Here is a 20444-nt window from a genome sequence, read left to right as displayed (position 1 = left end):
CGGCGTTCACGGGAATTGGCGGGCTCGAGGAGCCTGTTTTTCCGGCCTCTTGAAAGCGCAAACCCGCGGAGGGCCGCGGGCTGTCTGCGCAAGGCGCTGTGTTTTCTGTCTGCTAGATCCGCATCGGCATCACGACGTATTTGAAGGATGCGTTCTCGGGGATGGTCAAAAGGGCGGAGCTGTTGGAGTCGGCCAGGTCCAGCTTCACCATGTCCTGGTCCATGTTGGACAGGGCATCGATCAGGTAGGTGACGTTGAAGCCGATCTCGATGGCGTCGCCGCCGTAGTCGATGTCGAGTTCGTCCTGCGCTTCTTCCTGCTCGGCGTTGTTCGATGCGATGCGCAGCAGGCCCGGCTCGATGTTCAGGCGCACGCCCTTGAACTTCTCGCTCGTCAGGATGGCGGTGCGCTGCAGGCTGGCCAACAGCGGCGCGCGGCCCAGCGTGACGCTGTTCTTGTGGTTCTTGGGAATCACGCGGTTGTAGTCGGGGAACTTGCCCTCGACCAGCTTGGTGACGAACTCCATGCCGCCGAAGCTGAACTTGGCCTGGTTGTTGGCAAACTGCATTTCGATGGCGCCTTCGGCGTCCGACAGCAGGCGCTGCATCTCGAGCACGGTCTTGCGCGGAAGAATGACTTCCTGGCGCGGCACTTCCACGTCGAGCGTGGCCGACGAGAACGCCAGGCGGTGGCCGTCGGTGGCGACCAGGCTCAGCTGCTTGCCCTCGGCCACGAACAGGATGCCGTTCAGGTAGTAGCGGATGTCGTGCACCGCCATGGCGAACGAGACCTGCGAGAGCAGGTCTTTGAGCGTCTTTTGCGGCACGCTGAACACGGGACCGAAGTTGGCGGCCTCCTGCACCAGCGGGAAGTCTTCGGCCGGCAATGACTGCAGCGTGAAGCGGCTCTTGCCGCCCTTGAGCACCAGCTTGCTTGCGCTCGATTCGAGGCTCACGGTCTGGTCGGCCGGCATGGTGCGCAGGATGTCGATGAGCTTGCGCGCGCCGATGGTGGTGGTGAAGCTGCCTTCATCGCCGCCGAGCTCGGCCGTGGTGCGGATCTGGATCTCGAGGTCGCTGGTGGTCAGCTGCAGCTGTCCGCCGGTCTTGCGGATCAGCACATTGGCCAGGATCGGCAGCGTATGGCGCCGTTCCACGATGCCCGCCACCGATTGCAGCGCAGCGAGGACTTTGTCTTGGGTTGCCTTCAAAACGATCATGTCTTCTTCCTCTTCTCTTATCTCTTTGAATCCGCTTGTAAGACGCCATTCTCCGCTGTTGCGAGGCGCATTCCTGGTGACATTGCTGTCAGCCCTTGAGCGTTTGCTCCAGCACGTGCAGCTGCTGGTTGAGTTCGGTGAGCTGCTGGCGCTCGCCCGAAATCTTGCGCACCGCATGCAGCACCGTGGTGTGGTCGCGCCCGCCGAACAGCTCGCCGATCTCGGGCAGGCTCTTTTGCGTGAGCTCCTTGGCCAGGTACATCGCGATCTGCCGCGGCCGCGCGATGCTGGCCGGCCGCTTCTTGCTGTACATGTCGGCGACCTTGATCTTGTAGTAGTCGGCCACCGTCTTCTGGATGTTCTCGACCGAGATCTGCCGGTTCTGGATCGACAGCAGGTCGCGCAGCGCCTCGCGCGCCAGGGCGATGGAGATCTCTTTCTGGTTGAAGCGGGAGTACGCCAGGATCTTGCGCAGCGCGCCTTCGAGCTCGCGCACGTTGGAGCGCACGTTCTTGGCGACGAAGAAGGCCACTTCTTCGGGCATTTCGGCCGATTCGGCGCGTGCCTTGTTGATCAGGATGGCCACGCGCATCTCGAGTTCGGGCGGCTCGATGGCCACCGTCAGGCCCGAATCGAAGCGCGAGACCAGCCGCTCGTGGATGTCGGCCAGGCCCTTCGGGTAGGTGTCGCTGGTCATCACGATGTGCGACTTCTTGGCCAGCAGGGCTTCGAACGCATTGAAGAATTCTTCCTGCGTCCGGTCCTTGTTGGCGAAGAACTGCACGTCGTCGATCAGCAGCAGGTCGAGCGAGTGGTAGCGCTCCTTGAACTCGTCGAAAGTCTTGCGCTGATAGGCCTTGACCACATCCGAGACGAACTGCTCGGCATGGATGTAGAGAACTTTGGAATCCGGCCGGTCGGCGAGCAGCCGGTTGCCCACGGCGTGCATCAGGTGGGTCTTGCCCAGGCCGACGCCGCCATAGATGAACAGCGGGTTGTACAGGTGGCCCGGCATGCCGGCCACGTGCATGGCCGCGGCGCGCGCCATGCGGTTGGCCGTACCCTCCACCAGGGTGTCGAATGTCAGGCCCGAATTGAGGCGGTTCTTGAAGCCCGCCGCGGCCGGCTCTTCACCGGGCCCGGCCACGTCGCGCGGCACGTCGGTCTCGGCCAGCACGGCTACGGGTGTCGAGCGGACGGGCGCTTCGCGCGGAGCGAGCGCTAACTCAACTGCCACGGGCTGGCCGTACATCTTCTCGGCCATGGCGGCGATCTTGCCGGCGTACTGGGCCCGGATCCAGTCGAGCTTGAAGCGGTTGGCAACGAACACCGTCATGCGCGAAAGGTCGTCCGCGACCTGCGCCGTCAGTGGCTTGATCCAGGTGTTGAATTGCTGCTCGGACAGCTCCTGCGCGAGCTGGTCGACACAAGCCTGCCAGAGGCTCTCACCGATGCCGTCAGTCGACATGGGTGCTTGAAAAAGTGGTGAGTCCCTCGGCCATTTTTTGGTATATGTATTGTGGATATTCTCTGCTGCAAGGCGGCCCGCATTCTAACTTGTCAAAACCTTATCCACATCCCCGGGTGCATCCCGCAAAGGCCCGCAAAGTTACTCGATGTTTGGTGATGGGCCGAATGTTTGCGATAATTGCGGGTTTCCCTGAAAACCTCATTGCGTCTTTCGGGGGCCATCCGAAAAACGCTCCCAGCGCTCGCATGTCCCATTGGGCCTTCATGGCTTCCTAAGGGCCGGCGTGCATATCGGGGGAATCAGCAGGAAATCTCATCATGAAACGCACTTACCAAGCTTCCAAAGTCCGCCGCGCCCGTACCCACGGCTTTCTGGTCCGCATGAAGACCCGTGGCGGCCGTGCCGTCATCAACGCACGCCGCGCCAAGGGCCGCAAGCGCCTGGCCGTCTGACGGCAGTCCTGCCGTTGCCAGCCGCCGAGCCGCCAGCGCCAGCTTTCGCCGCCAGTTCACCTGGCCCGACCAGCAACGGCGCAAGCGGTGCGGTTCCCATGCAGCGGCTCAAGACCCGCGCGCAATTCCAGGCCGTCCTCGCAGGTGCCACCGTGGCGCGCACTGCTCACTTCGCATTGCATCGCTGCGCGCTCGATTCGTCGAGCGCGCAGCCTTTGTTCGCGTCGGACGATGTCTGGGTGGGCGCCATGGTGCCCAAGCGCTGGGCGCGCCGCGCAGTCACGCGCAACGCCATCAAGCGCCAGATCTACACCGTGAGTGCCACACCCGATGCCGGCTTGCCGCGTGCGGCGCACGTGGTGCGGCTGCGCGCGGGTTTTGACCGCAAGGAATTCGTGAGCGCCTCTTCGGACAAGCTCAAGGCGGCCGTGCGCGCCGAGCTCCAGCAACTGCTGGCGCGGGCCGCGCGCTCTGCCGCATCTTCACCATGAAGCGCCTGCTGATCGGCCTCGTGAAAGGCTATCGCCTGCTCCTGAGCCCCTGGCTCGGGCAGTCGTGCCGCTTCGAGCCGACCTGCTCCCTCTATTCGATCGAGGCGCTCGAAGTGCACGGCGCCCTCAAGGGCAGCTACCTCACCCTGCACCGCATCGTGCGCTGCCAGCCCTGGTGCCAGGGCGGGCACGATCCGGTTCCACCGAAATCACCGCGTCGCACTGGCAAGCCAGGCTCGCTGTTTTCGTCTCTTCTCTCCTCCGACAAGAAGTCTTCGTCATGAACGATATACGCCGCACGATCCTGTGGGTGATTTTTGGTTTCTCGCTGGTGCTGCTGTGGGACCAATGGCAGGTATTCAACGGCAACAAGCCGACCTTCCTGCCGTCGAGCAAGCCGGCTGCCGTGGCCTCTGCGCCGGCAGGCGGCACGCCGGCCACCGCCAACGGCGTGCCGACCGCGTCCGCCGCCGGCGGCAGCCCCGCAGCCGTGCCGGCGCAAGCCGCACCGGCCGCGCCGCGCGAGCGCGTCAACGTCACGACCGACCTGTTCAAGGCCGTGATCGACAGCGAAGGCGCGACGGTCAACTACCTCGAACTGCTGAAGTACGAAGAGGCCGACCGCACCAAGCACGTGGTGCTGTTCGAGAACGACTCGGCCGCCACCCGCTACGTGGCCCAGACCGGCCTCTTGAGCCAGACCGGCGAAGCCTTTCCCAACCACCTGACGCCGATGACGCCGAAGGCCGGGCCGCGCGAAATGGCCGAAGGCCAGAACACGCTCGAGGTGAGCTTCGAGAGCGCGCCTTCGGGCGGCCTGAAGTACGTCAAGACCTACCTGTTCAAGCGCGGCGAGTACACCATCGGCGTGCGCCATGAAGTCGTCAACGTGAGCGACCAGCCGCGCGACGCCCAGCTCTACATGCAGCTGCTGCGCCACGGCACCGTGGCGGCCGGCACCATGTTCGGCACCAACACCTTCACCGGCCCGGCGGCCTATACCAACGAGAAGAAGTTCCACAAGCTCGACTTCAAGGACATCTCCAAGGGCAAGATCGAGCCGCCGCCTCCCGCCAACGACGGCTGGATCGCCATGGTGCAGCACTACTTCGTGTCGGCCTGGCTGCTCAAGGGCGACCCGGCCAGCGAACAGCTCCGGCGTGAATTCCGCGTGAAGGACCTGGGCGACAACCTCTACACCGTGGCCATGGTGGCCACGCTGCCGAAGATCGCCCCGGGCCAGACGCAGGTGGTCAACAGCGCGCTGTTCGCCGGCCCCGAGGAAGAGAAGAAGCTCGAAGCCATTGCACCGGGCCTGGACCTGGTCAAGGACTACGGCATCTTCGCGATCATCTCCAAGCCCCTGTACTGGCTGCTGAACCAGCTGCACGGCATCCTGGGGAACTGGGGCTGGGCCATCGTGGCGCTGGTGGTGCTGCTGAAGGCGGCCTTCTACTGGCTCAACGCCAAGGCGTACGCGAGCATGGCCAAGATGAAGGCCATCAACCCCAAGATCATGGAAATGCGCGAGCGGCTGAAGGACAAGCCGCAGGAAATGCAGCAGGAGATGATGCGCATCTACAAGAGCGAGAAGGTCAACCCGATGGGCGGCTGCTTCCCGATCGTGATCCAGATCCCGGTGTTCATCGCGCTCTACTGGGTGCTGCTGTCGTCGGTCGAGATGCGCCACGCACCGTGGATCGGCTGGATCACCGACCTCTCGGCGCCCGATCCCTGGTACATCCTGCCGGTCGTGATGACGCTCACCTCGCTGTTCCAGACCTGGCTCAACCCGACGCCGCCGGATCCGATGCAGGCCAAGCTGATGTGGATCATGCCGCTCGCGTTCAGCGTGATGTTCATCTTCTTCCCGGCCGGCCTGGTGCTGTACTGGATCACGAACAACGTGCTGTCGATCGCGCAGCAGTGGTTCATCAACAAGCGGCTGGGTGTGCTGGGCAAGTAAGCGCAGCCTCCGCCACCACGCAAAGGGCCGCATCCGCGGCCCTTTTCCTTTTTGCTGGAAGAATCGTGCTCCCATGACCTTCGCCCGCACCACCGATCCCATCGCCGCCATCGCCACTGCTTCGGGGCGCGGCGCGGTGGGCATCGTCCGGGTGTCCGGCGCCCGGCTCGCACCGCTGATCGACGCGCTCTGCGGCCGGCCGCTGAAGCCGCGCGAAGCCACCTACCTTCCCTTTCGCGATGCGGCCGGCGAGCCGGTCGACCATGGGCTGGCGATCCACTTTCCCTCGCCCCATTCGTTCACCGGGGAGGACGTGCTCGAGCTGCAGGCCCACGGCGGCGCGGTGGTGCTGCAGCTTTTGCTGGCGCGCTGCCTCGAAGCCGCCGCCGAACCCGATCCGGCCACCGGCAAGCCACGCCTGCCGGGACTGCGCGTGGCCGAGCCGGGCGAGTTCAGCCAGCGCGCCTTCCTGAACGGCAAGATCGACCTGGCCCAGGCAGAGGCCATCGCCGACCTGATCGACGCCAGCACCGAGGCGGCCGCGCGCAGCGCCGGGCGCTCGCTCTCGGGCGCTTTCTCGCGCGAGATCCACACGCTGCGCGACGCGCTCATCCACCTGCGCATGCTGGTCGAGGCCACGCTCGATTTCCCGGAAGAGGAGATCGACTTTCTGCAGAAGGCCGATGCGGCGGGCCAACTCGCCAGGTTGCAGGCGCAGCTGGCTGCGGTGCAGCAGCGCGCCAAGCAGGGCGCGCTGCTCCGCGAAGGCATCAAGGTGGTGATCGCGGGCCAGCCCAACGCGGGCAAGAGTTCGCTCCTCAATGCACTGGCCGGCGCCGAACTGGCCATCGTGAGCGCGGTGGCGGGCACCACGCGCGACGTGGTGTCGCAAACCATCCAGATCCACGGCGTGCCGCTGCACGTGGCCGACACGGCGGGCCTGCGCGAAAGCAGCGACGAGGTGGAGCAGATCGGCGTGGCGCGCGCATGGGGCCAGATCGAGAGCGCCGACGCGGTCCTCTTCCTGCACGACCTCACGCGTGCGAGCCTGCCCGACTACGCCGCGGCCGACGCCGGGATCCTGCGCAGCCTGCGGCAGAAGCTGCCCGCCAGCGTGCCGGTGCTCGATGTCTGGAACAAGCAGGACGCCGCCCCCATGGCCGGTATAGCCGAAGGCATCGCCTTGTCCGCCAGGACGGGCCTCGGCATCGAGGCCCTGCGCGAGCAGCTGCTGGCCATGGCCGGCTGGCAGGCCGTACCCGAAGGCGTCTACCTGGCTCGCGCGCGCCATGTGCAGGCGCTGGCCCGTGTCGACACCCACCTGCGGTTGGCCGGGAGCCACCTGGCGGCACAGGCGCAAATGCTCGACCTGCTGGCCGAGGAACTGCGCCTGGCGCAGAACGCGCTGAACGAAATCACCGGGGAGTTCGGCGCCGACGACTTGCTGGGCGTCATCTTTTCGCGCTTCTGTATCGGTAAATAGAGACAGCCGGCCCGAAAAACGTAAAGAGTTGTAGCCGAGAACCGCGCCCTTCGCGGATACTTCGGCACAGATGCGGGGGTCGAGAAAAGCACATGTCCATCCAGAACCTGAGCCGCGCCATCGCGGACAACACCAGCAACGACGCCTTCGCGTTGACGCTCAACGTACAGCAGTGGGAAACCCTGGCGGGCTACCTGCAGCCCATCACGACGGGGGTCGGCGACGTCCTCATGGAGCAGGGCACGCACGACCGCTCGGTGTATTTTCTCGAGAGCGGCGCCATCAGCGTGCACCGCGTGAGCAGCAAGGACCAGATGAAGCTGGCCGTGCTCATGCCGGGGTCGGTGGTGGGCGAAGGTTCCTTCTTCTCGCGCGAACCGCATTCGGCGCACGTGGTGGTTACCGGCGCCGGCCGTGTCTGGCGCCTCACGGCCGTCCGTTTCTCCGAAATGTCGAACCGGCAGCCCAACCTCGCGCTCGAGGTTGCGATGGGCCTCGGTGCGGTGATCGCCAAGCGCATGGCGCACCGGTCCAAGCGCGTCGCCGTCACCTGACAGCACCCGGCTCGCCGTTTTCGCCTGCAACGCGGAGCTTGGCAGCGCGCCGGGTCCGTTCCCCAACCATCGTCCCCCGTTTTTCGTAGATGTCAGTCGCAATGGCCTTGATCTGTCCGGCATGCAGCACGGAAAACCGCGAGGGCGCGAATTTCTGCAAGCACTGCGGCGGCAAGCTGGCGGCCGGCGCCGCATCAATCCCGTCGTCGAACGGTCCGGACAGCAGGTTGGATCGCGAGTGGGCCACCACGGCGCCGGCGCAGCTGCGTGCACCCGCCATTCCCGGAGGGCTTTTCGGTAGCGGGATGCCGGCCGCAGCCATGGCGACTGCAGGCGCCGCATTGCCGGGGGACGAGAAATCCATCATGGCTGCCCTCGCCCGCCTGAGGCGCCCGGCTTCGCCGCCTCGCGAGCCCAGGGCCAGGAAAGCGCCCAGGCCCAGGACGCCGCGGGCTCCCCGCGTGGCGGCCCCAAAGCCGTGGCACGCGCGGGTCAACTGGCTGTGGCTGCTGTTGCTCGTCGCGGCGCTGCTCATGATCGTGGCCGGCTGGCATGGCTACGGGACCGACAAGCCGGCCGAGGAAGCCGAAGCCCCGGCGCCGGCCGCGGCTCCCGCAGCGCCCCCGCCTTTGCCCGAGCCGGCGATGGCGGCCGTGCCGGAACCTCCTGCCCCGGTGGAGATGCCGCCTCCGCCGGACGCCACGCCGCAGGGCCCTGCCGCGACCGCGACCAACCTCAAGCCGCCATCGACCGCCGCCAGCAAGCCGCGCAAGCCGGCAACCCCGGCAGCACCGCAACCCGGTGCGTCGGAGTCCGCACCGGCCGCCGCCGCAACAACGCCACCGCCGTCCCAGGCCGCCCCGGCCTCCGCCGATCCTCTGGCCCTCTGCGGCGACCGCAACTTCATCGCCAAGGCCCAGTGCATGGCCGCGCAATGCGCCAAGCCCGAATACAAGCCGCACGCGCAATGCGAGGCCGTGCGCCGGCAGCAGCGGCTCGAAGAAGAAAAGCGCAATCCCACGCTGATCAACTGATCCGCCAGCCGGCCGCGGGCGCTCCGTGCTCGGTCGGCGTCGACGGTGACCTAGCCTTTTTGCAGCCGCTCGATGGCAACCGCCAGCGCCGCCGGCTTGCCGGACAGCACCAGGGTGTCGCCGTCGCTCAGCACCGTATCCTGGGTCAGCACCTGGGCCTGGCCGTTCTGGCGCCGCAGGCTGGCAACCCGCACGCCCAGCGGTTCCAGTGCCACCCTTGCCAGCGTCTGCCCCACCGCGCGCGCGCCCGGTGTGAGCGTGAAGGTGTTGAGCCGCTCGTGGTCGATCTCGTCGGCGTTGTCGTCGTCGGCGCCGTGGAAGTAGCCGCGCAGCAGGTTGTAGCGCGCGTCGCGCTGGTCCTGCACCACGCGGATCACGCGCCGCATCGGCACGCCCACGAGCGCGAGCGCATGGCTCGCGAGCATCAGCGAACCCTCGATGGCCTCGGGCACCACTTCGGTCGCCCCGGCGGCCTGCAGCTTTTCCAGGTCGTGGTCGTCCTGCGTGCGCACGATCACCGGCACCTGGGGCGCATGGGCGCGGGTGTTGGCCAGCACCTTCATGGCGCCCGGCACGTCGAGATAGGTCACGACCACGGCACTGGCGCGCGCCAGGCCCGCGGCCATCAGCGCCTGCAGGCGCGCCGCGTCGCCGAACACCACCGAGTCGCCGGCCGCCGCCGCCTGCCGCACACGGTCGGGGTCGAGGTCCAGCGCCATGTACGGAATGCCCTCATGCTCCAGGATGCGGGCCAGGTTCTGCCCGCAGCGGCCGTAGCCGCAGATGATCACGTGCTGCGCGGTGTTGATGGTCTTGCGCGCGATGCTGGTCATCTGCAGCGACTGCTGGAGCCAGTCGCTCGCCACCAGCTTGCGCACGATGGCGTTGGTGTACATCACGATGAACGGCGTGGCCAGCATCGACAGCACCATCGAGGCCAGCACCGGATTGGCCAGCCAGGGCGGCAGCAGGCTGCGCTCCTGCGCCAGCGCCAGCAGCACGAATCCGAACTCGCCGGCCTGCGCCAGGTAGAGGCCGGTGCGCAGCGACACGCCCGAGGTGGCGCCCAGGAGCCGCGCCAGCACCGTCACCAGCGCGAGCTTGAACGCGAGCGGCAGCAGCAGCAGCACGGCCACCAGCGCCCAGCGGTCCACCACGATGTGCCAGTCGAGCGACATGCCGACCGTGATGAAGAACAGGCCCAGCAGCACGTCGTGGAAAGGCCGGATGTCGGTTTCGACCTGGTGCTTGTATTCGGTCTCCGAAACCAGCATGCCGGCGATGAAGGCACCCAGCGCCAGGCTCAGCCCGGCCAGTTCGGTCAGCCAGGCCAGGCCGAGCGTGATCAGCAGCACGTTCAGGATGAAAAGCTCTTCGCTGCGCCGGCGGGCCACCAGCGTGAGCCACCACCGCATGATGCGCGGCCCCCCGTAGAGCAGCACGCCGATCAGCAAGGTGGCCTTCACCATCGCGAAGCCGATGGCCTTGGCCAGCGCTTCGGGCGGTGCGCCGAGCGCCGGGATCAGCACCAGCAGCGGCACCACGGCCAGATCCTGGAACAGCAGCACGCCCATCACGCGCCGGCCGTGTTCGCTTTCCAGCTCGAGCCGCTCGGCCATCAGCTTGACGACGATGGCGGTGCTGCTCATGGTCAGCGCGCCCGACAGGGCCAGCGCCGTCTGCCACCCGAGCCGCCAGGCCGGCGGGAGCTGGGAGGCGATCAGCAGCGCTCCGGCGGTGGCGATGGTCATCGTCAGCAGCACCTGCAGCAGGCCCAGGCCGAACACGTGCTTGCGCATGGCCCGCAGCTTGGGCAGGCTGAACTCCAGCCCGATCACGAACATCAGGAACACCACGCCGAACTCGCCCAGGTGGCGTATGGCTTCGGAGTTCTGCGCCAATGCCAGCGCATGCGGGCCGATGAGAATGCCGGCCGTGAGATAGCCCAGCATCGGCGGCAGTTTCAGCGAGCGGCAGACCACCACGCCGATCACCGCGGCCAGCAAATACATCAGCGTGAGATCGAACGAAGACATGGTCTGATGCTAGAGCAATGTCCATGCCTCGCGCGGGCCGCTTTCGCACCATGGCCGGCCAAACCGGGCGCCCCGTAAAATCCGGCGATGAGTTCTGCTCCCCTGCCCCCCGTGGTCGACGCCGACGCGATTCTTGCGCGCGCGCGAGCCACCTTCGACATCGAGTCCGACGCGGTGCTCGGCCTCAAGGCGCGCGTCGGCCCGAGCTTTGTCGACGCCGTGCGCAAGGTCCTCGAAGTGCGCGGGCGCGTGGTCGTCATGGGCATGGGCAAGAGCGGCCATGTGGGCCGCAAGATCGCCGCCACCCTCGCCTCCACGGGAACGCCCGCCATGTTCGTCCACCCGGCCGAGGCCAGCCATGGCGATCTCGGCATGATCAAGCCGGTCGACCTGGTGCTGGCCATCTCCAACAGCGGCGAGGTCGACGAGCTCACCGTGATCCTGCCGGTGGTCAAGCGCCAGGGCGTGCCGCTGATCGCCATGACCGGCCGCATCGATTCCACCCTGGCGCGCCACGCCGACATCGTGATCGACGCCGGCGTTGCCAAGGAGGCCTGCCCGCTGAACCTCGCCCCCACCGCGAGCACTACCGCCCAGATGGCGATGGGCGACGCGCTGGCGGTGGCGCTGCTCGATGCGCGCGGCTTCGGCTCCGAAGACTTCGCACGCTCCCACCCCGGCGGCGCGCTGGGCCGCAAGCTGCTCACCCACGTGGCCGACGTGATGCGCTCGGGCGACGAAGTGCCCCGCGTCGCGCCCACCGCCTCGCTGAGCGAACTGATGCGCGAGATGAGCTCCAAGGGCCTGGGCGCCACGGCGGTGGTCGATGCCGAAGGCCGGGCCATCGGCATCTTCACCGACGGCGACCTGCGCCGCCAGGTCGAGACCGGCGGCGACCTGCGCGGCCTGACGGCCGCCGACGTGATGCATCCCGGCCCGCGCACGCTGCGCGCCGACGCGCTGGCGGTCGAGGCGGCCGAGCTGATGGAAGAGCACCGCATCACCAGCGTGCTCATCGTCGATGCCGCGGGGCAGCTGATCGGCGCGCTCAGCATCAACGACCTGATGCGCGCGAAGGTCATCTGATGCCGCTCGACTTCCAGGCCGAGACCTTGCTCGCCGCGCAGGACGTGCGCATCGCCTTCTTCGACATCGACGGCGTGCTGACCGACGGCGGCGTGTATTTCACCGAGCATGGCGAAACGCTCAAGCGCTTCAGCATCCTCGACGGCTACGGCCTCAAGCTGCTGCGCCTGGCCGGCATCACGCCCGCGGTGATCACCGGGCGCGACTCGAAGCCGCTGCGCGTGCGGCTCGAGGCGCTGGGCATCGAGCATGTGCGCTACGGCACCGAAGACAAGCTGCCCGCGGCCGAAGCCATGCTGGGGCAACTGGGCTTCGGCTGGCACCAGGCGGCTGCGATCGGCGACGACTGGCCCGACCTGCCGGTGCTGGCGCGCGCCGGCTTCTCGGCGGCGCCGGCCAATGCGCACTTCGAGGTGCGCGACGCCGTCAACTACGTCACCCGCGCACGCGGCGGCGAAGGCGCGGCGCGCGAATTCTGCGACCTGTTGCTAACGGCCTCCGGCCAGTACAGCCGCCTCCTCGATACCGCCCGGGGTCCCAGGCAATGAAGGGCGCCTGGAACCTTGTGCGCGACGTGCTCGATCGCGGCACGATCTACCTGCCCATCATCCTCACGGCCGCGGTGGCGCTCGGCACCTACTGGCTGGTGCGCAACGCACCCAAGTTGCTCGAACCCACCGCCAAGGCCGCGCCCACGCATGAGCCCGACTATTTCATGCGCAACTTCGTGATCAAGAACTTCCTGCCCAACGGCGACCTGCGCAGCGAGCTGCACGGCAAGGAAGGCCGCCACTACCCCGATACCGACACCGTCGAGGTCGACAACGTGCGCATGCGCTCGGTTTCCCCTCAGGGCTACACCACCCACGCCACGGCCAACCGGGGCGTGTCGAACTCCGATGGCAGCGAGATCCAGCTCTTCGGCAACGCCATCGTCATCCGCGATCCCGTCGTGGGGCCGACCGGCAAGGGCACGCCGCGGCTGGAATTCCGCGGCGACTTCCTGCACGCCTTCCTCGATACCGAGCGTGTGACATCGAACAAGCCGGTCACGCTCATCCGCGGAACCGACCAGTTCACCGCCGACAACCTCGACTACGACAACCTGAGCGGCGTCGCCAACCTCACCGGCCGGGTGCGCGGCGTGCTGATTCCCTCCGCGGCGGCCGCGGCGGGCAAACCGCGTTGAAAAACACACGCCAGCCGGAAGACTTCACGCGCATGAGCACATCGCCGCTGGTCTTCATCACGGGCGCATCGAGCGGCATCGGCCAGGCCCTGGCCGCGCGCTTCTACCAGGCAGGCTACCGGCTGGCGCTGGTCGCGCGGCGCACGGGGGAGATCGAAGCCTGGGCCACCGCCCGCCAGCTGGATCCAGCCCGCTACCAGATTTATGGCGCGGACGTGGCCCAGACGGAGAGCATCCTTTCCGCCGCCGCCGCCTGCATCGAACGCCAGGGCCTGCCCGACGTGGTGATCGCCAACGCCGGCATCAGCGTGGGCGTCGACACGGCGGAGCGCGAGGACATCGACGTGATGGCCCGGACCTTCGCCACCAACAACGTGGGCCTGATGGCCACTTTCCACCCCTTCGTGGCGGCCATGCGGCAACGCGGCAGCGGCCGGCTGGTCGGCATCGCGAGCGTGGCATCCATCCGGGGTCTTCCGGGGCACGGGGCCTATTGCGCGAGCAAGGCCGGCGTGGTCGCGTACTGCGAGAGCCTGCGCGGCGAGCTGTACGACAGCGGCGTCAAGGTCGTCACGCTGTGCCCGGGCTACATCGACACGCCGCTGACCCAGGGCAACCGCTACGGCATGCCCTTTCTCATGAATGCCGACGACTTTGCGGCGCAGGCGCTGCGCGCCATCGAGGCCGGTACCAGCTACCGCGTGATCCCGTGGCAGATGGGCGTGATCGCAAAGCTGATGCGCATGCTGCCGAACGCCGTGCTCGACCGCGGCGTGCAGGGCCGCGGACGCAAGAAGCGCAGCGGCGAAAGCTGAGCCTTGCGCGGCCGGCGCAGCGATTGCCCCCAATGAAAAAGGCTCCCGAAGGAGCCTTTTGCCTCAGTGCGCTCGCGCGCGGGGCTCAGTAGCCGCTGTTTCCACCGCCGCCATACCCGCCGCCACCGCCGGAGCGGCCACCGCCGCGGGGGCCCGCGCCGTAGGGGCTGCGGAAACCGCCGTCGCCACCACCGCCGCCGCCGCCACTGCGGCCACCACCACCGCCGCCGTAGCCGCCGCCACCGCCGGAGCGGCCACCACCACCGCCGCTGCGATCGCCGCCACCGCCGCCGTAGCCGCCACCGCCGCCGCTGCGATCCCCGCCACCTCCGTAGCCGCCACCGCCGCCGCTGCGATCCCCGCCACCTCCGTAGCCGCCACCTCCACCGCCGTAGCCACCGCCACCACCACCGCCATAACCACCACCGCCGCCGCCGTAGCCGCCGCTGCGCGGGGGACGCGCTTCCATCGGGCGTGCTTCATTGACGACGACGCTGCGGCCGCCCAGGGGCTGGCCGTTCATGCCGTTGATCGCGGCCTGCGCTTCCGCGTCGCTGCCCATTTCGACGAAGCCAAAGCCCTTCGAGCGGCCCGTGTCGCGTTCCATCATGACCTTGGCACTGGTCACCGAGCCGAATTGTCCAAAAGCCTGTTCGAGATCACCGTCGCGCACCGAGTAGGGCAGGTTGCCGACGTACAGTTTGTTGCCCATCAAGGGACTCCTATAAACACATAGCAAGAAAAGCGATGGAGTCCCGAAAGCATCACTCAACCATAGAGCCGTCGAGTCGCGCGAAACTGACCGATCACCGAACTTCCTCCCGGCAAAATGAAGAGGGAGGCTCGTGCATTATGGGTGAAATATGCGAAATGCAAGCAGGATTTTGCTGCTTCCTGTAGGGCTTCAAAAACCAGGGAAAGCAAGCGCACGCTCACCCAGCCCCGCGGGCAAGGCGGGCGTGGCAGGTACAATCCCGCCGGTCATTGGGGAGTAGCCGCCTTCCACCGCGAGAAGGGCCCGCGTCAACAGACTTGTCCTGCCCCACTCGGGACATGGCGCGTGCAGTGATTCACCTGGCGAGACCTTTGACCGTGCAACTTCGGGAATATGGCCGAAGGTGTTGCACGGTCAATTGCGTCCTTCGGCCCAAGGAACCTCTCTTTCTCATGGAAGCTTTTCTCGTTGCAACCGGGGTGGTCGCGCTCGCCGAAATGGGCGACAAGACCCAATTGCTGGCCCTCTTGCTGGCCGCGCGTTTCAGAAGACCCTGGCCGATCGTGCTCGGCATCTTCGCCGCCACCATCGTCAATCACGCCCTGGCGGGCGCAGTCGGCAACTACATCACCCACTGGCTCGGCCCCGAGGTCCTGCGCTGGATCCTGGGCGGTTCATTCGTCGCCATGGCCGCGTGGATGCTGATTCCCGACAAACTCGACGAGGACGATGCGCCTGCCGCCTCGCACTACGGCGTCTTCGGCACCACGCTCATCGCGTTCTTCCTGGCCGAGATGGGCGACAAGACCCAGATCGCGACCGTGATGCTGGCCGCGCGGTTCACCGAGGCCTACCTCTGGGTGGTGGCCGGCACCACGCTCGGCATGATGCTGGCCAACGCCCCCGTGGTCTGGTTCGGCGACAGGATCGTGAAGCGGGTGCCGATCAAGCTCGTGCACGGCATCTCGGCCGCGATCTTCCTGGTGCTCGGCATCGTGATGATCGTCGGCTGGTAGGCCGGCGGGCGATATACTGCCTCCTGCGCCGATTTGCTACAGCTTGCGGGCGCTTTATAAATTCAGCTAAAGACAGTCAGTTGGAGACAACCCGGCTCGTTTTTGGCGAGGCCGGGTTTTTTCATTGATGTCGTCGTCACCTCCATTGGTCGTCTCCCCGCAGTCGATGCAGTTCGCAGGCCCGCTGGCCCTGCGCAGCGGCGCGTCGCTCGGCAGCTACACGCTGGCCTACGAAACCTACGGCACCCTGAACGCCGGGCGCAGCAATGCGGTGCTGGTGTGCCACGCCCTCAACGCCTCGCACCATGTCGCGGGCACCTACGAAGGGCAGCCCAGGTCCGAAGGCTGGTGGGACAACATGGTCGGGCCGGGCAAGCCGGTGGACACCGACCGCTTCTTCGTGATCGGCGTGAACAACCTCGGTTCCTGCTTCGGCTCGACCGGGCCGATGCATGTGAACCCGGCCACCGGCCGGGTCTACGGCGCCGATTTCCCGGTGGTCACGGTGGAGGACTGGGTCGATGCGCAGGCCGCGCTGCTCGACGCGCTCGGCATCCGCACGCTCGCGGCCGTGATGGGCGGCAGCCTGGGCGGCATGCAGGCGCTGTCGTGGACGCTGCGCTATCCCGCCCGCGTGCGCCACGCCGTGGTGGTGGCCAGCGCGCCCAACCTCACGGCCGAGAACATCGCCTTCAACGAAGTCGCGCGCCGCGCCATCGTCACCGACCCCGATTTTCATGGCGGCCATTTCTACGACCACGGCGTGATTCCCAAGCGGGGCCTGCGCATCGCGCGGATGATCGGCCACATCACCTACCTGAGCGACGACGTCATGAACGAGAAGTTCGGACGCATCCTGCGCAGCGCGGTCGAGGGCGAGGCGGCCGGACTGGACTACCGCTATTCGACGCAGGAAGTCGAGTTCCAGATCGAAAGCTACCTGCGCTACCAGGGCGACAAGTTCAGCGAATACTTCGACGCCAACACCTACCTGCTGATCACGCGCGCGCTCGATTATTTCGACCCCGCGCGCGGCCATGGCGGCAACCTCAGCGCGGCCCTCGCCGAGGCCACGGCCAAGTTCCTGCTCGTGAGTTTCAAGACCGACTGGCGCTTCTCGCCCGCGCGCAGCCGCGAACTCGTCAAGGCGCTGCTCGACAACCGCCGCAACGTGAGCTACGCCGAGATCGACGCTCCGCACGGGCACGATGCCTTCCTGCTCGACGACGTGCGCTACATGGGCGTGGTGCGGTCCTACTTCGAGCGGGTGGCGCACGAGATCCAGGCTGAAGGGAGCGCACGATGAGCGATATCGAAACCCAGCGCCTGATCGCCAACCTGGTGCCCGAAGGCTCGCGCGTGCTCGACCTGGGCTGCGGCGACGGCGCCATGCTCGACCTGCTGCAGCGCGAACGCGGCTGCACCGGCTACGGCGTCGAGATCGCCGATGGCAACGTGCTGCAGTGCATCCGCCGCGGCGTCGACGTGATCCAGCTGAACCTCGACGAGGGCCTGGCGGTGTTCGACGACGCCACCTTCGACGTGGTGCTGCAGATCGACACGCTGCAGCACCTGCGCAACGCCGAGATCATGCTGCGCGAAACGGCGCGCGTGGGGCGCATCGGCATCGTCGCCTTTCCCAACTTCGCGCATTGGCCGAACCGCATCAGCATTGCGCGCGGCCGCATGCCGGTGACGCGCCGCCTGCCCTACCAGTGGTACGACACGCCGAACATCCGGGTCGGCACCTTCAAGGACTTCGAGGTGCTGGCGCAAAAGAACAGCCTGCGCGTGCTCGATGCCTTCGGCGTGCAGGAAGGCCGCGGCGTGCGCTGGCTGCCCAACGCGCGCGCCGGGACGGCAGTGTTCAAGTTCGAGCGGGAGCGCTGAGCGGTTCCGCGTCGGCACTGACGACGGCCGCTCCATGAGCTTCACGCTTTTGCAGCCCGCGCACAGCGAGTTGCTGATCAGGAAAAGCCGCTTCATCGGCTGCGTGCAGCCGGTGGCCGACCGGGCCGCGGCACTGGCGGTCGTCGCGTCGCTGCGCAACGAACACCCGGCCGCCGCGCATGTCTGCTGGGCGCTCATGGCGGGCGGCCAATCGGCCGCCAACGACGACGGCGAGCCCGGCGGCACTGCCGGGCGCCCGATGCTCGAGGTGCTGCGGCACCAGCAGCTCGAAGGCGTGCTCGCAACGGTGGTGCGGTATTTCGGCGGCATCAAGCTGGGTGCGGGCGGGCTGGTGCGGGCCTACACCGACGCCGTGGCGCAGGCCTGCCTGGGCGCCACGCTGGTTCCGCTCGTGCGCCAGCGGCTGCTGCAATGCGCGGTGCCCTATGCGCTCGAGGGGCTGGTGCGGCGCGAGATCGCGGCCGTGGCAGGGGCCGCGCTCGTCGAGGTGCGGCATGGCGATGCGGTGCACTTCACCCTCACGTTGCCCGAGCCCGACGCCGCCGCCTTCATCGCCCGCCTCGACGATGCTGCGCAAGGGCGCGCCGCCTGGCTGCAGGTGTAAGCCGGCGCGCGGGCACCGCTGCTGGCGTGGGCGTCATCGCCAGCACGCCGCGCGGCGCGATCGCCAGTGCCACATCGTCGTCGGGACCGCGCCGTGCCATCTCGGCGGTGACGATGCCCGTCGGCACAGCCAGCACGCCCCAGCCCAGCAGCATCATCACGGAAGCGATGGCCCGGCCGAGGTCCGTCTTTGGCACCAGATCGCCGAAGCCCACCGTGGCCATGGTCGAGATGGCCCAGTAGATGGCCACGGGAATGCTGGTGAAGCCGTGCACCGGGCCTTCCACCACGTACATCAGCGTGCCCATCACCAGCACCACGAGCATCACGAAGCCCACGAACACCGTGATCTTCCTGCGGCTCGCGGCAACGGCGGAAACCAGCGCGCGATACTCCACCGAGTAGCGCGACAGCTTGAAGATGCGGAACACGCGCAGCAGCCGGAGAATGCGCACGTCGATCAGGTAGGCGAGCTCGGGCGCGAACGCCACCAGGAATGTCGGCAGCAATGCCAGAAGGTCGATCACGCCGTAGAAGCTCAGCGCATAGCGCAGCGGCTTGTTCACGCAGGCGAGCCGCGCAATGTATTCGAGCGTGAACAGGATGGTGAACACCCATTCGAGCACGTTGAACAGGGGCCGCCATTGCTCGCGGATCGACTGCACGCTGTCGAGGATCACCACCAGCACGCTGGTCACGATCACCGCGATCAACGCCAGGTCGAACATCAGGCCCGCGCGCGTGTCCGCCTCGAAGATGACCGTGAACAGGCTGCGCCGCCAGCCGCTCGCCGGCTTGTCGAAGCGCGCATCGATGGTCGAGGAAATGGCAAGGGTCCGGGCAGCAGGGGCGGTGTTCGAGCGTGTCATCTTGCGAGGCCGCAGGCACTGGAAAGCGCCATTGTCGGGCGGCGGTGCGATTTATTCAGTTACCAATCTTGCGCAATGAAGTGTGGCAGTTCGCAAGGGGGTTCTTACGATAGCCCCTTTGTCGAGGAGCTCCCCATTGGCTACACAGTCCCCCTTTTTCGGCAAGCGTGATCGTGACACCGACTCGCTGACCTCTCGCCCCGCACCGCTGGTGGGCTCGGGGACCAATCTCTCGGGTTCGCCCGTCAATCCGTCGTCACTGGGCGCCCAGCAAGGCGGCCTGGCCCCGGCCAGCGCACCCGCCAAGGAAGGCGGCAGCAAGCTCACCGTCGGCCCCAACATCAAGCTCAAGGGCGTCGAGATCACCGACTGCGACACGCTCGTGGTCGAAGGCCTCGTCGAGGCGACCATGGATTCGCGCCTGATGCAGATCGCCGAACAGGGCGAATTCAAGGGCTCGGCCGAAATCGACATCGCCGAAATCCGCGGCGTGTTCGACGGCAACCTCACCGTGCGCGAAAAGCTCGTGATTCATTCGACCGGCAAGGTCACCGGCAAGATCCGCTACGGCAAGATCGTGATCGAGGAAGGCGGCCAGTTGTCAGGCGAAATCAGCTTCGGCGCGAAGACGTCGCTGCAAGCCGCAGCCTGACCGGCGGGCTTTCCCGGCTCAGGCCGCCTCTTCGGGCGGCTCCCAACCCAGGCGCTCCAGCAAGGCACCGGCCGCGGCCGGTGCTTTTTCTTTGGCGCCATTGATGAAGTAGACGAACACCTGGCGCTTCTTGGGCGAGCCTGCCCATTGCTGCGCGCGTTCGGCCCAGCTGTCGAGCGCCTTCGGTGCATAGCCGGTCTTGAGCTTGGCGTCGGCCATCATGAGCCGCGCATAGGCGAAGTCGCCTTCGGGCTCCTCGAACGAGGGAAACTTGTCGGCGTCGGTGAACACGGTCGACACCTTGTATTTTTTCGCGAGCGCCCGGTACGCGGGCGTGATGAAGCTCTCGTGCCGGACGTCCATGACGTGCCGCAGCGCGCGGCTGCCCTCCTTCTTCGGCAGCAGCTGCAGGAAGGCCTCGAAGTCCTCGGGGTCGAACTGCTTGGTGGGCATGAACTGCCAGACGATCGGCCCGAGCTTGTCGCCCAGCTCCACCACGCCGCTCTCGATGAAGCGCTTGATCGAGTCTCCGGCGGTGGCCAGCAGCTTGCGGTTGGTGGCGAAGCGCGACGCCTTCATCGAGAACACGAAGTCGTCGGGCACCTCGTCGTGCCATTTGCGGAAGGTCTCGGGCTTGAAGGTGCTGTAGTAGGTGCCGTTGATCTCGATGGCGCTCACCTTGCGGCTCGCATAGCGCAGTTCCTTGGCCTGCGCGAGCCCCTTGGGATAGAAGTTGTCGCGCCAGGGCTCGTAGGTCCAGCCGCCGATGCCCACCTTGATATCCGTCCTGGTCCGAGTCGATGCTGCCTTGCTCACATTGCGCTCCGGGTTGAGATCGCCCGCACTCTACGCGGGGTCGCGCGCAGGCGCAAAATGCGATCT

At 67.0% G+C, this 20444-nt stretch carries 23 protein-coding genes and 1 riboswitch; of the genes, 16 read left to right on the top strand and 7 right to left on the bottom strand.

All coding sequences use genetic code 11. The annotated features are described in order from the left end of the window. Window positions 1–112: 112 nt before the first annotated feature. A complete protein-coding gene (gene dnaN / locus ABID97_RS02685) occupies window positions 113–1219 on the bottom strand; it encodes a DNA polymerase III subunit beta (protein WP_354397015.1) in 1107 nt (368 codons plus the stop codon). 88 nt (window positions 1220–1307) lie between these two features. Next, on the bottom strand, window positions 1308–2687 hold the full coding sequence (dnaA, locus tag ABID97_RS02680) for a chromosomal replication initiator protein DnaA (protein WP_093020203.1): 1380 nt from the start codon (window positions 2685–2687) through the stop codon (window positions 1308–1310). A 320-nt stretch (window positions 2688–3007) separates the two neighbouring features. Between dnaA and rpmH the strand changes: the two genes are divergently transcribed. The 6 genes from rpmH (at window position 3008) to ABID97_RS02650 (ending at window position 7636) form a co-directional block, all read left to right on the top strand. Next, complete coding sequence (gene rpmH, locus ABID97_RS02675) at window positions 3008–3142, top strand: 50S ribosomal protein L34 (RefSeq protein WP_007834827.1); 135 nt, start codon at window positions 3008–3010, stop codon at window positions 3140–3142. Window positions 3143–3240: 98 nt separating this feature from the next. After that, on the top strand, window positions 3241–3633 hold the full coding sequence (locus ABID97_RS02670) for a ribonuclease P protein component (protein ID WP_354397014.1): 393 nt from the start codon (window positions 3241–3243) through the stop codon (window positions 3631–3633). Further along, window positions 3630–3917 (top strand): membrane protein insertion efficiency factor YidD, encoded by a 288-nt coding sequence (gene yidD / locus ABID97_RS02665; protein WP_354397013.1) that lies wholly within the window; start codon window positions 3630–3632, stop codon window positions 3915–3917. The genes ABID97_RS02670 and yidD overlap by 4 nt, the downstream gene beginning before the upstream one ends. Then, window positions 3914–5599 carry a membrane protein insertase YidC gene (gene yidC / locus ABID97_RS02660; RefSeq protein WP_354397012.1) on the top strand — a complete coding sequence of 562 codons (1686 nt, stop codon included), beginning with the start codon at window positions 3914–3916 and terminating at the stop codon, window positions 5597–5599. The genes yidD and yidC overlap by 4 nt, the downstream gene beginning before the upstream one ends. A gap of 73 nt (window positions 5600–5672) precedes the next feature. Then, on the top strand, window positions 5673–7082 hold the full coding sequence (gene mnmE, locus ABID97_RS02655; protein ID WP_354397011.1) for a tRNA uridine-5-carboxymethylaminomethyl(34) synthesis GTPase MnmE: 1410 nt from the start codon (window positions 5673–5675) through the stop codon (window positions 7080–7082). Window positions 7083–7174: 92 nt separating this feature from the next. Beyond that, window positions 7175–7636 (top strand): Crp/Fnr family transcriptional regulator, encoded by a 462-nt coding sequence (locus ABID97_RS02650; RefSeq protein WP_354397010.1) that lies wholly within the window; start codon window positions 7175–7177, stop codon window positions 7634–7636. Here ABID97_RS02650 and ABID97_RS02645 read toward each other — a convergent pair. Beyond that, window positions 7629–8003: a hypothetical protein gene (locus tag ABID97_RS02645; protein ID WP_354397009.1), complete on the bottom strand. Its 375-nt coding sequence runs from the start codon at window positions 8001–8003 to the stop codon at window positions 7629–7631. The two genes, ABID97_RS02650 and ABID97_RS02645, sit on opposite strands and share 8 nt — an antisense overlap. A gap of 94 nt (window positions 8004–8097) precedes the next feature. On the opposite strand from ABID97_RS02645, the gene ABID97_RS02640 reads away from it, so the two are divergent. Next, a complete protein-coding gene (locus tag ABID97_RS02640) occupies window positions 8098–8670 on the top strand; it encodes a hypothetical protein (RefSeq protein WP_354397008.1) in 573 nt (190 codons plus the stop codon). A 50-nt stretch (window positions 8671–8720) separates the two neighbouring features. Here the strand turns inward: ABID97_RS02640 and ABID97_RS02635 are convergent, their stop codons facing one another. Beyond that, on the bottom strand, window positions 8721–10706 hold the full coding sequence (locus ABID97_RS02635; RefSeq protein WP_354397007.1) for a monovalent cation:proton antiporter family protein: 1986 nt from the start codon (window positions 10704–10706) through the stop codon (window positions 8721–8723). Window positions 10707–10793: 87 nt separating this feature from the next. Between ABID97_RS02635 and ABID97_RS02630 the strand changes: the two genes are divergently transcribed. The 4 genes from ABID97_RS02630 to ABID97_RS02615 are packed head-to-tail and all read left to right on the top strand — an operon-like array spanning window position 10794 to window position 13796. Next, the gene (locus tag ABID97_RS02630; RefSeq protein ID WP_354397006.1) at window positions 10794–11792 is read left to right on the top strand and encodes a KpsF/GutQ family sugar-phosphate isomerase; all 999 of its coding nucleotides are present in this window, start codon (window positions 10794–10796) and stop codon (window positions 11790–11792) included. Next, complete coding sequence (locus tag ABID97_RS02625) at window positions 11792–12340, top strand: KdsC family phosphatase (RefSeq protein ID WP_354397005.1); 549 nt, start codon at window positions 11792–11794, stop codon at window positions 12338–12340. The genes ABID97_RS02630 and ABID97_RS02625 overlap by 1 nt, the downstream gene beginning before the upstream one ends. Beyond that, window positions 12337–12981: an LPS export ABC transporter periplasmic protein LptC gene (gene lptC, locus ABID97_RS02620; protein ID WP_354397004.1), complete on the top strand. Its 645-nt coding sequence runs from the start codon at window positions 12337–12339 to the stop codon at window positions 12979–12981. The genes ABID97_RS02625 and lptC overlap by 4 nt, the downstream gene beginning before the upstream one ends. Before the next feature lie 32 nt (window positions 12982–13013). Beyond that, window positions 13014–13796 (top strand): SDR family oxidoreductase, encoded by a 783-nt coding sequence (locus tag ABID97_RS02615; RefSeq protein WP_354397003.1) that lies wholly within the window; start codon window positions 13014–13016, stop codon window positions 13794–13796. An 85-nt stretch (window positions 13797–13881) separates the two neighbouring features. Here ABID97_RS02615 and rbp read toward each other — a convergent pair whose 3' ends face one another. Continuing rightward, window positions 13882–14508, bottom strand: coding sequence for an RNA-binding regulator (rbp, locus tag ABID97_RS02610; protein WP_354397002.1), 627 nt, complete (start codon window positions 14506–14508; stop codon window positions 13882–13884). Window positions 14509–14770: 262 nt separating this feature from the next. After that, a riboswitch (yybP-ykoY riboswitch) is annotated at window positions 14771–14953 on the top strand. A 10-nt stretch (window positions 14954–14963) separates the two neighbouring features. Between rbp and ABID97_RS02605 the strand changes: the two genes are divergently transcribed. The 4 genes from ABID97_RS02605 to ABID97_RS02590 all read left to right on the top strand — a co-directional run bounded on the left by ABID97_RS02605 (window position 14964) and on the right by ABID97_RS02590 (window position 18042). Then, on the top strand, window positions 14964–15527 hold the full coding sequence (locus tag ABID97_RS02605; RefSeq protein WP_354397001.1) for a TMEM165/GDT1 family protein: 564 nt from the start codon (window positions 14964–14966) through the stop codon (window positions 15525–15527). A gap of 127 nt (window positions 15528–15654) precedes the next feature. After that, the gene (gene metX / locus ABID97_RS02600; protein WP_354397000.1) at window positions 15655–16833 is read left to right on the top strand and encodes a homoserine O-succinyltransferase MetX; all 1179 of its coding nucleotides are present in this window, start codon (window positions 15655–15657) and stop codon (window positions 16831–16833) included. Beyond that, on the top strand, window positions 16830–17417 hold the full coding sequence (gene metW, locus ABID97_RS02595) for a methionine biosynthesis protein MetW (RefSeq protein WP_354396999.1): 588 nt from the start codon (window positions 16830–16832) through the stop codon (window positions 17415–17417). Before metX ends, metW begins: the two co-directional genes overlap by 4 nt. 34 nt (window positions 17418–17451) lie before the next feature. Further along, complete coding sequence (locus ABID97_RS02590; protein ID WP_354396998.1) at window positions 17452–18042, top strand: IMPACT family protein; 591 nt, start codon at window positions 17452–17454, stop codon at window positions 18040–18042. Here the strand turns inward: ABID97_RS02590 and ABID97_RS02585 are convergent. Then, window positions 17987–18910 (bottom strand): ion transporter, encoded by a 924-nt coding sequence (locus ABID97_RS02585; RefSeq protein ID WP_354396997.1) that lies wholly within the window; start codon window positions 18908–18910, stop codon window positions 17987–17989. The genes ABID97_RS02590 and ABID97_RS02585 overlap by 56 nt on opposite strands. A 136-nt stretch (window positions 18911–19046) precedes the next feature. Between ABID97_RS02585 and ABID97_RS02580 the strand changes: the two genes are divergently transcribed. Further along, complete coding sequence (locus ABID97_RS02580) at window positions 19047–19562, top strand: bactofilin family protein (RefSeq protein WP_354396996.1); 516 nt, start codon at window positions 19047–19049, stop codon at window positions 19560–19562. Between the two features lie 18 nt (window positions 19563–19580). Here the strand turns inward: ABID97_RS02580 and ABID97_RS02575 are convergent, their stop codons facing one another. Next, entirely contained in the window at window positions 19581–20378 is a 798-nt protein-coding gene (locus ABID97_RS02575; protein WP_354396995.1) for a DUF72 domain-containing protein, read from the bottom strand. Window positions 20379–20444: the final 66 nt, after the last annotated feature.

It is taken from the genome of Variovorax sp. OAS795 (genome assembly GCF_040546685.1).
Classification (GTDB): Bacteria; Pseudomonadota; Gammaproteobacteria; order Burkholderiales; family Burkholderiaceae_C; genus Variovorax.
This window is presented reverse-complemented; position numbering and strand designations above follow the sequence as displayed.

Coding starts and splice junctions, on each gene's coding strand:
- ABID97_RS02590 (WP_354396998.1), top strand. CDS start 17,452: ATGAGCTTCACGCTTTTGCAGCCCGCGCACAGCGAGTTGCTGATCAGG.
- ABID97_RS02625 (WP_354397005.1), top strand. CDS start 11,792: ATGCCGCTCGACTTCCAGGCCGAGACCTTGCTCGCCGCGCAGGACGTG.
- rpmH (WP_007834827.1), top strand. CDS start 3,008: ATGAAACGCACTTACCAAGCTTCCAAAGTCCGCCGCGCCCGTACCCAC.
- dnaA (WP_093020203.1), bottom strand. CDS start 2,687: ATGTCGACTGACGGCATCGGTGAGAGCCTCTGGCAGGCTTGTGTCGAC.
- ABID97_RS02585 (WP_354396997.1), bottom strand. CDS start 18,910: ATGACACGCTCGAACACCGCCCCTGCTGCCCGGACCCTTGCCATTTCC.
- mnmE (WP_354397011.1), top strand. CDS start 5,673: ATGACCTTCGCCCGCACCACCGATCCCATCGCCGCCATCGCCACTGCT.
- ABID97_RS02630 (WP_354397006.1), top strand. CDS start 10,794: ATGAGTTCTGCTCCCCTGCCCCCCGTGGTCGACGCCGACGCGATTCTT.
- ABID97_RS02615 (WP_354397003.1), top strand. CDS start 13,014: ATGAGCACATCGCCGCTGGTCTTCATCACGGGCGCATCGAGCGGCATC.
- ABID97_RS02670 (WP_354397014.1), top strand. CDS start 3,241: ATGCAGCGGCTCAAGACCCGCGCGCAATTCCAGGCCGTCCTCGCAGGT.
- metW (WP_354396999.1), top strand. CDS start 16,830: ATGAGCGATATCGAAACCCAGCGCCTGATCGCCAACCTGGTGCCCGAA.
- dnaN (WP_354397015.1), bottom strand. CDS start 1,219: ATGATCGTTTTGAAGGCAACCCAAGACAAAGTCCTCGCTGCGCTGCAA.
- ABID97_RS02635 (WP_354397007.1), bottom strand. CDS start 10,706: ATGTCTTCGTTCGATCTCACGCTGATGTATTTGCTGGCCGCGGTGATC.
- metX (WP_354397000.1), top strand. CDS start 15,655: ATGTCGTCGTCACCTCCATTGGTCGTCTCCCCGCAGTCGATGCAGTTC.
- lptC (WP_354397004.1), top strand. CDS start 12,337: ATGAAGGGCGCCTGGAACCTTGTGCGCGACGTGCTCGATCGCGGCACG.
- yidD (WP_354397013.1), top strand. CDS start 3,630: ATGAAGCGCCTGCTGATCGGCCTCGTGAAAGGCTATCGCCTGCTCCTG.
- ABID97_RS02605 (WP_354397001.1), top strand. CDS start 14,964: ATGGAAGCTTTTCTCGTTGCAACCGGGGTGGTCGCGCTCGCCGAAATG.
- ABID97_RS02645 (WP_354397009.1), bottom strand. CDS start 8,003: ATGATGGATTTCTCGTCCCCCGGCAATGCGGCGCCTGCAGTCGCCATG.
- yidC (WP_354397012.1), top strand. CDS start 3,914: ATGAACGATATACGCCGCACGATCCTGTGGGTGATTTTTGGTTTCTCG.
- ABID97_RS02650 (WP_354397010.1), top strand. CDS start 7,175: ATGTCCATCCAGAACCTGAGCCGCGCCATCGCGGACAACACCAGCAAC.
- rbp (WP_354397002.1), bottom strand. CDS start 14,508: ATGGGCAACAAACTGTACGTCGGCAACCTGCCCTACTCGGTGCGCGAC.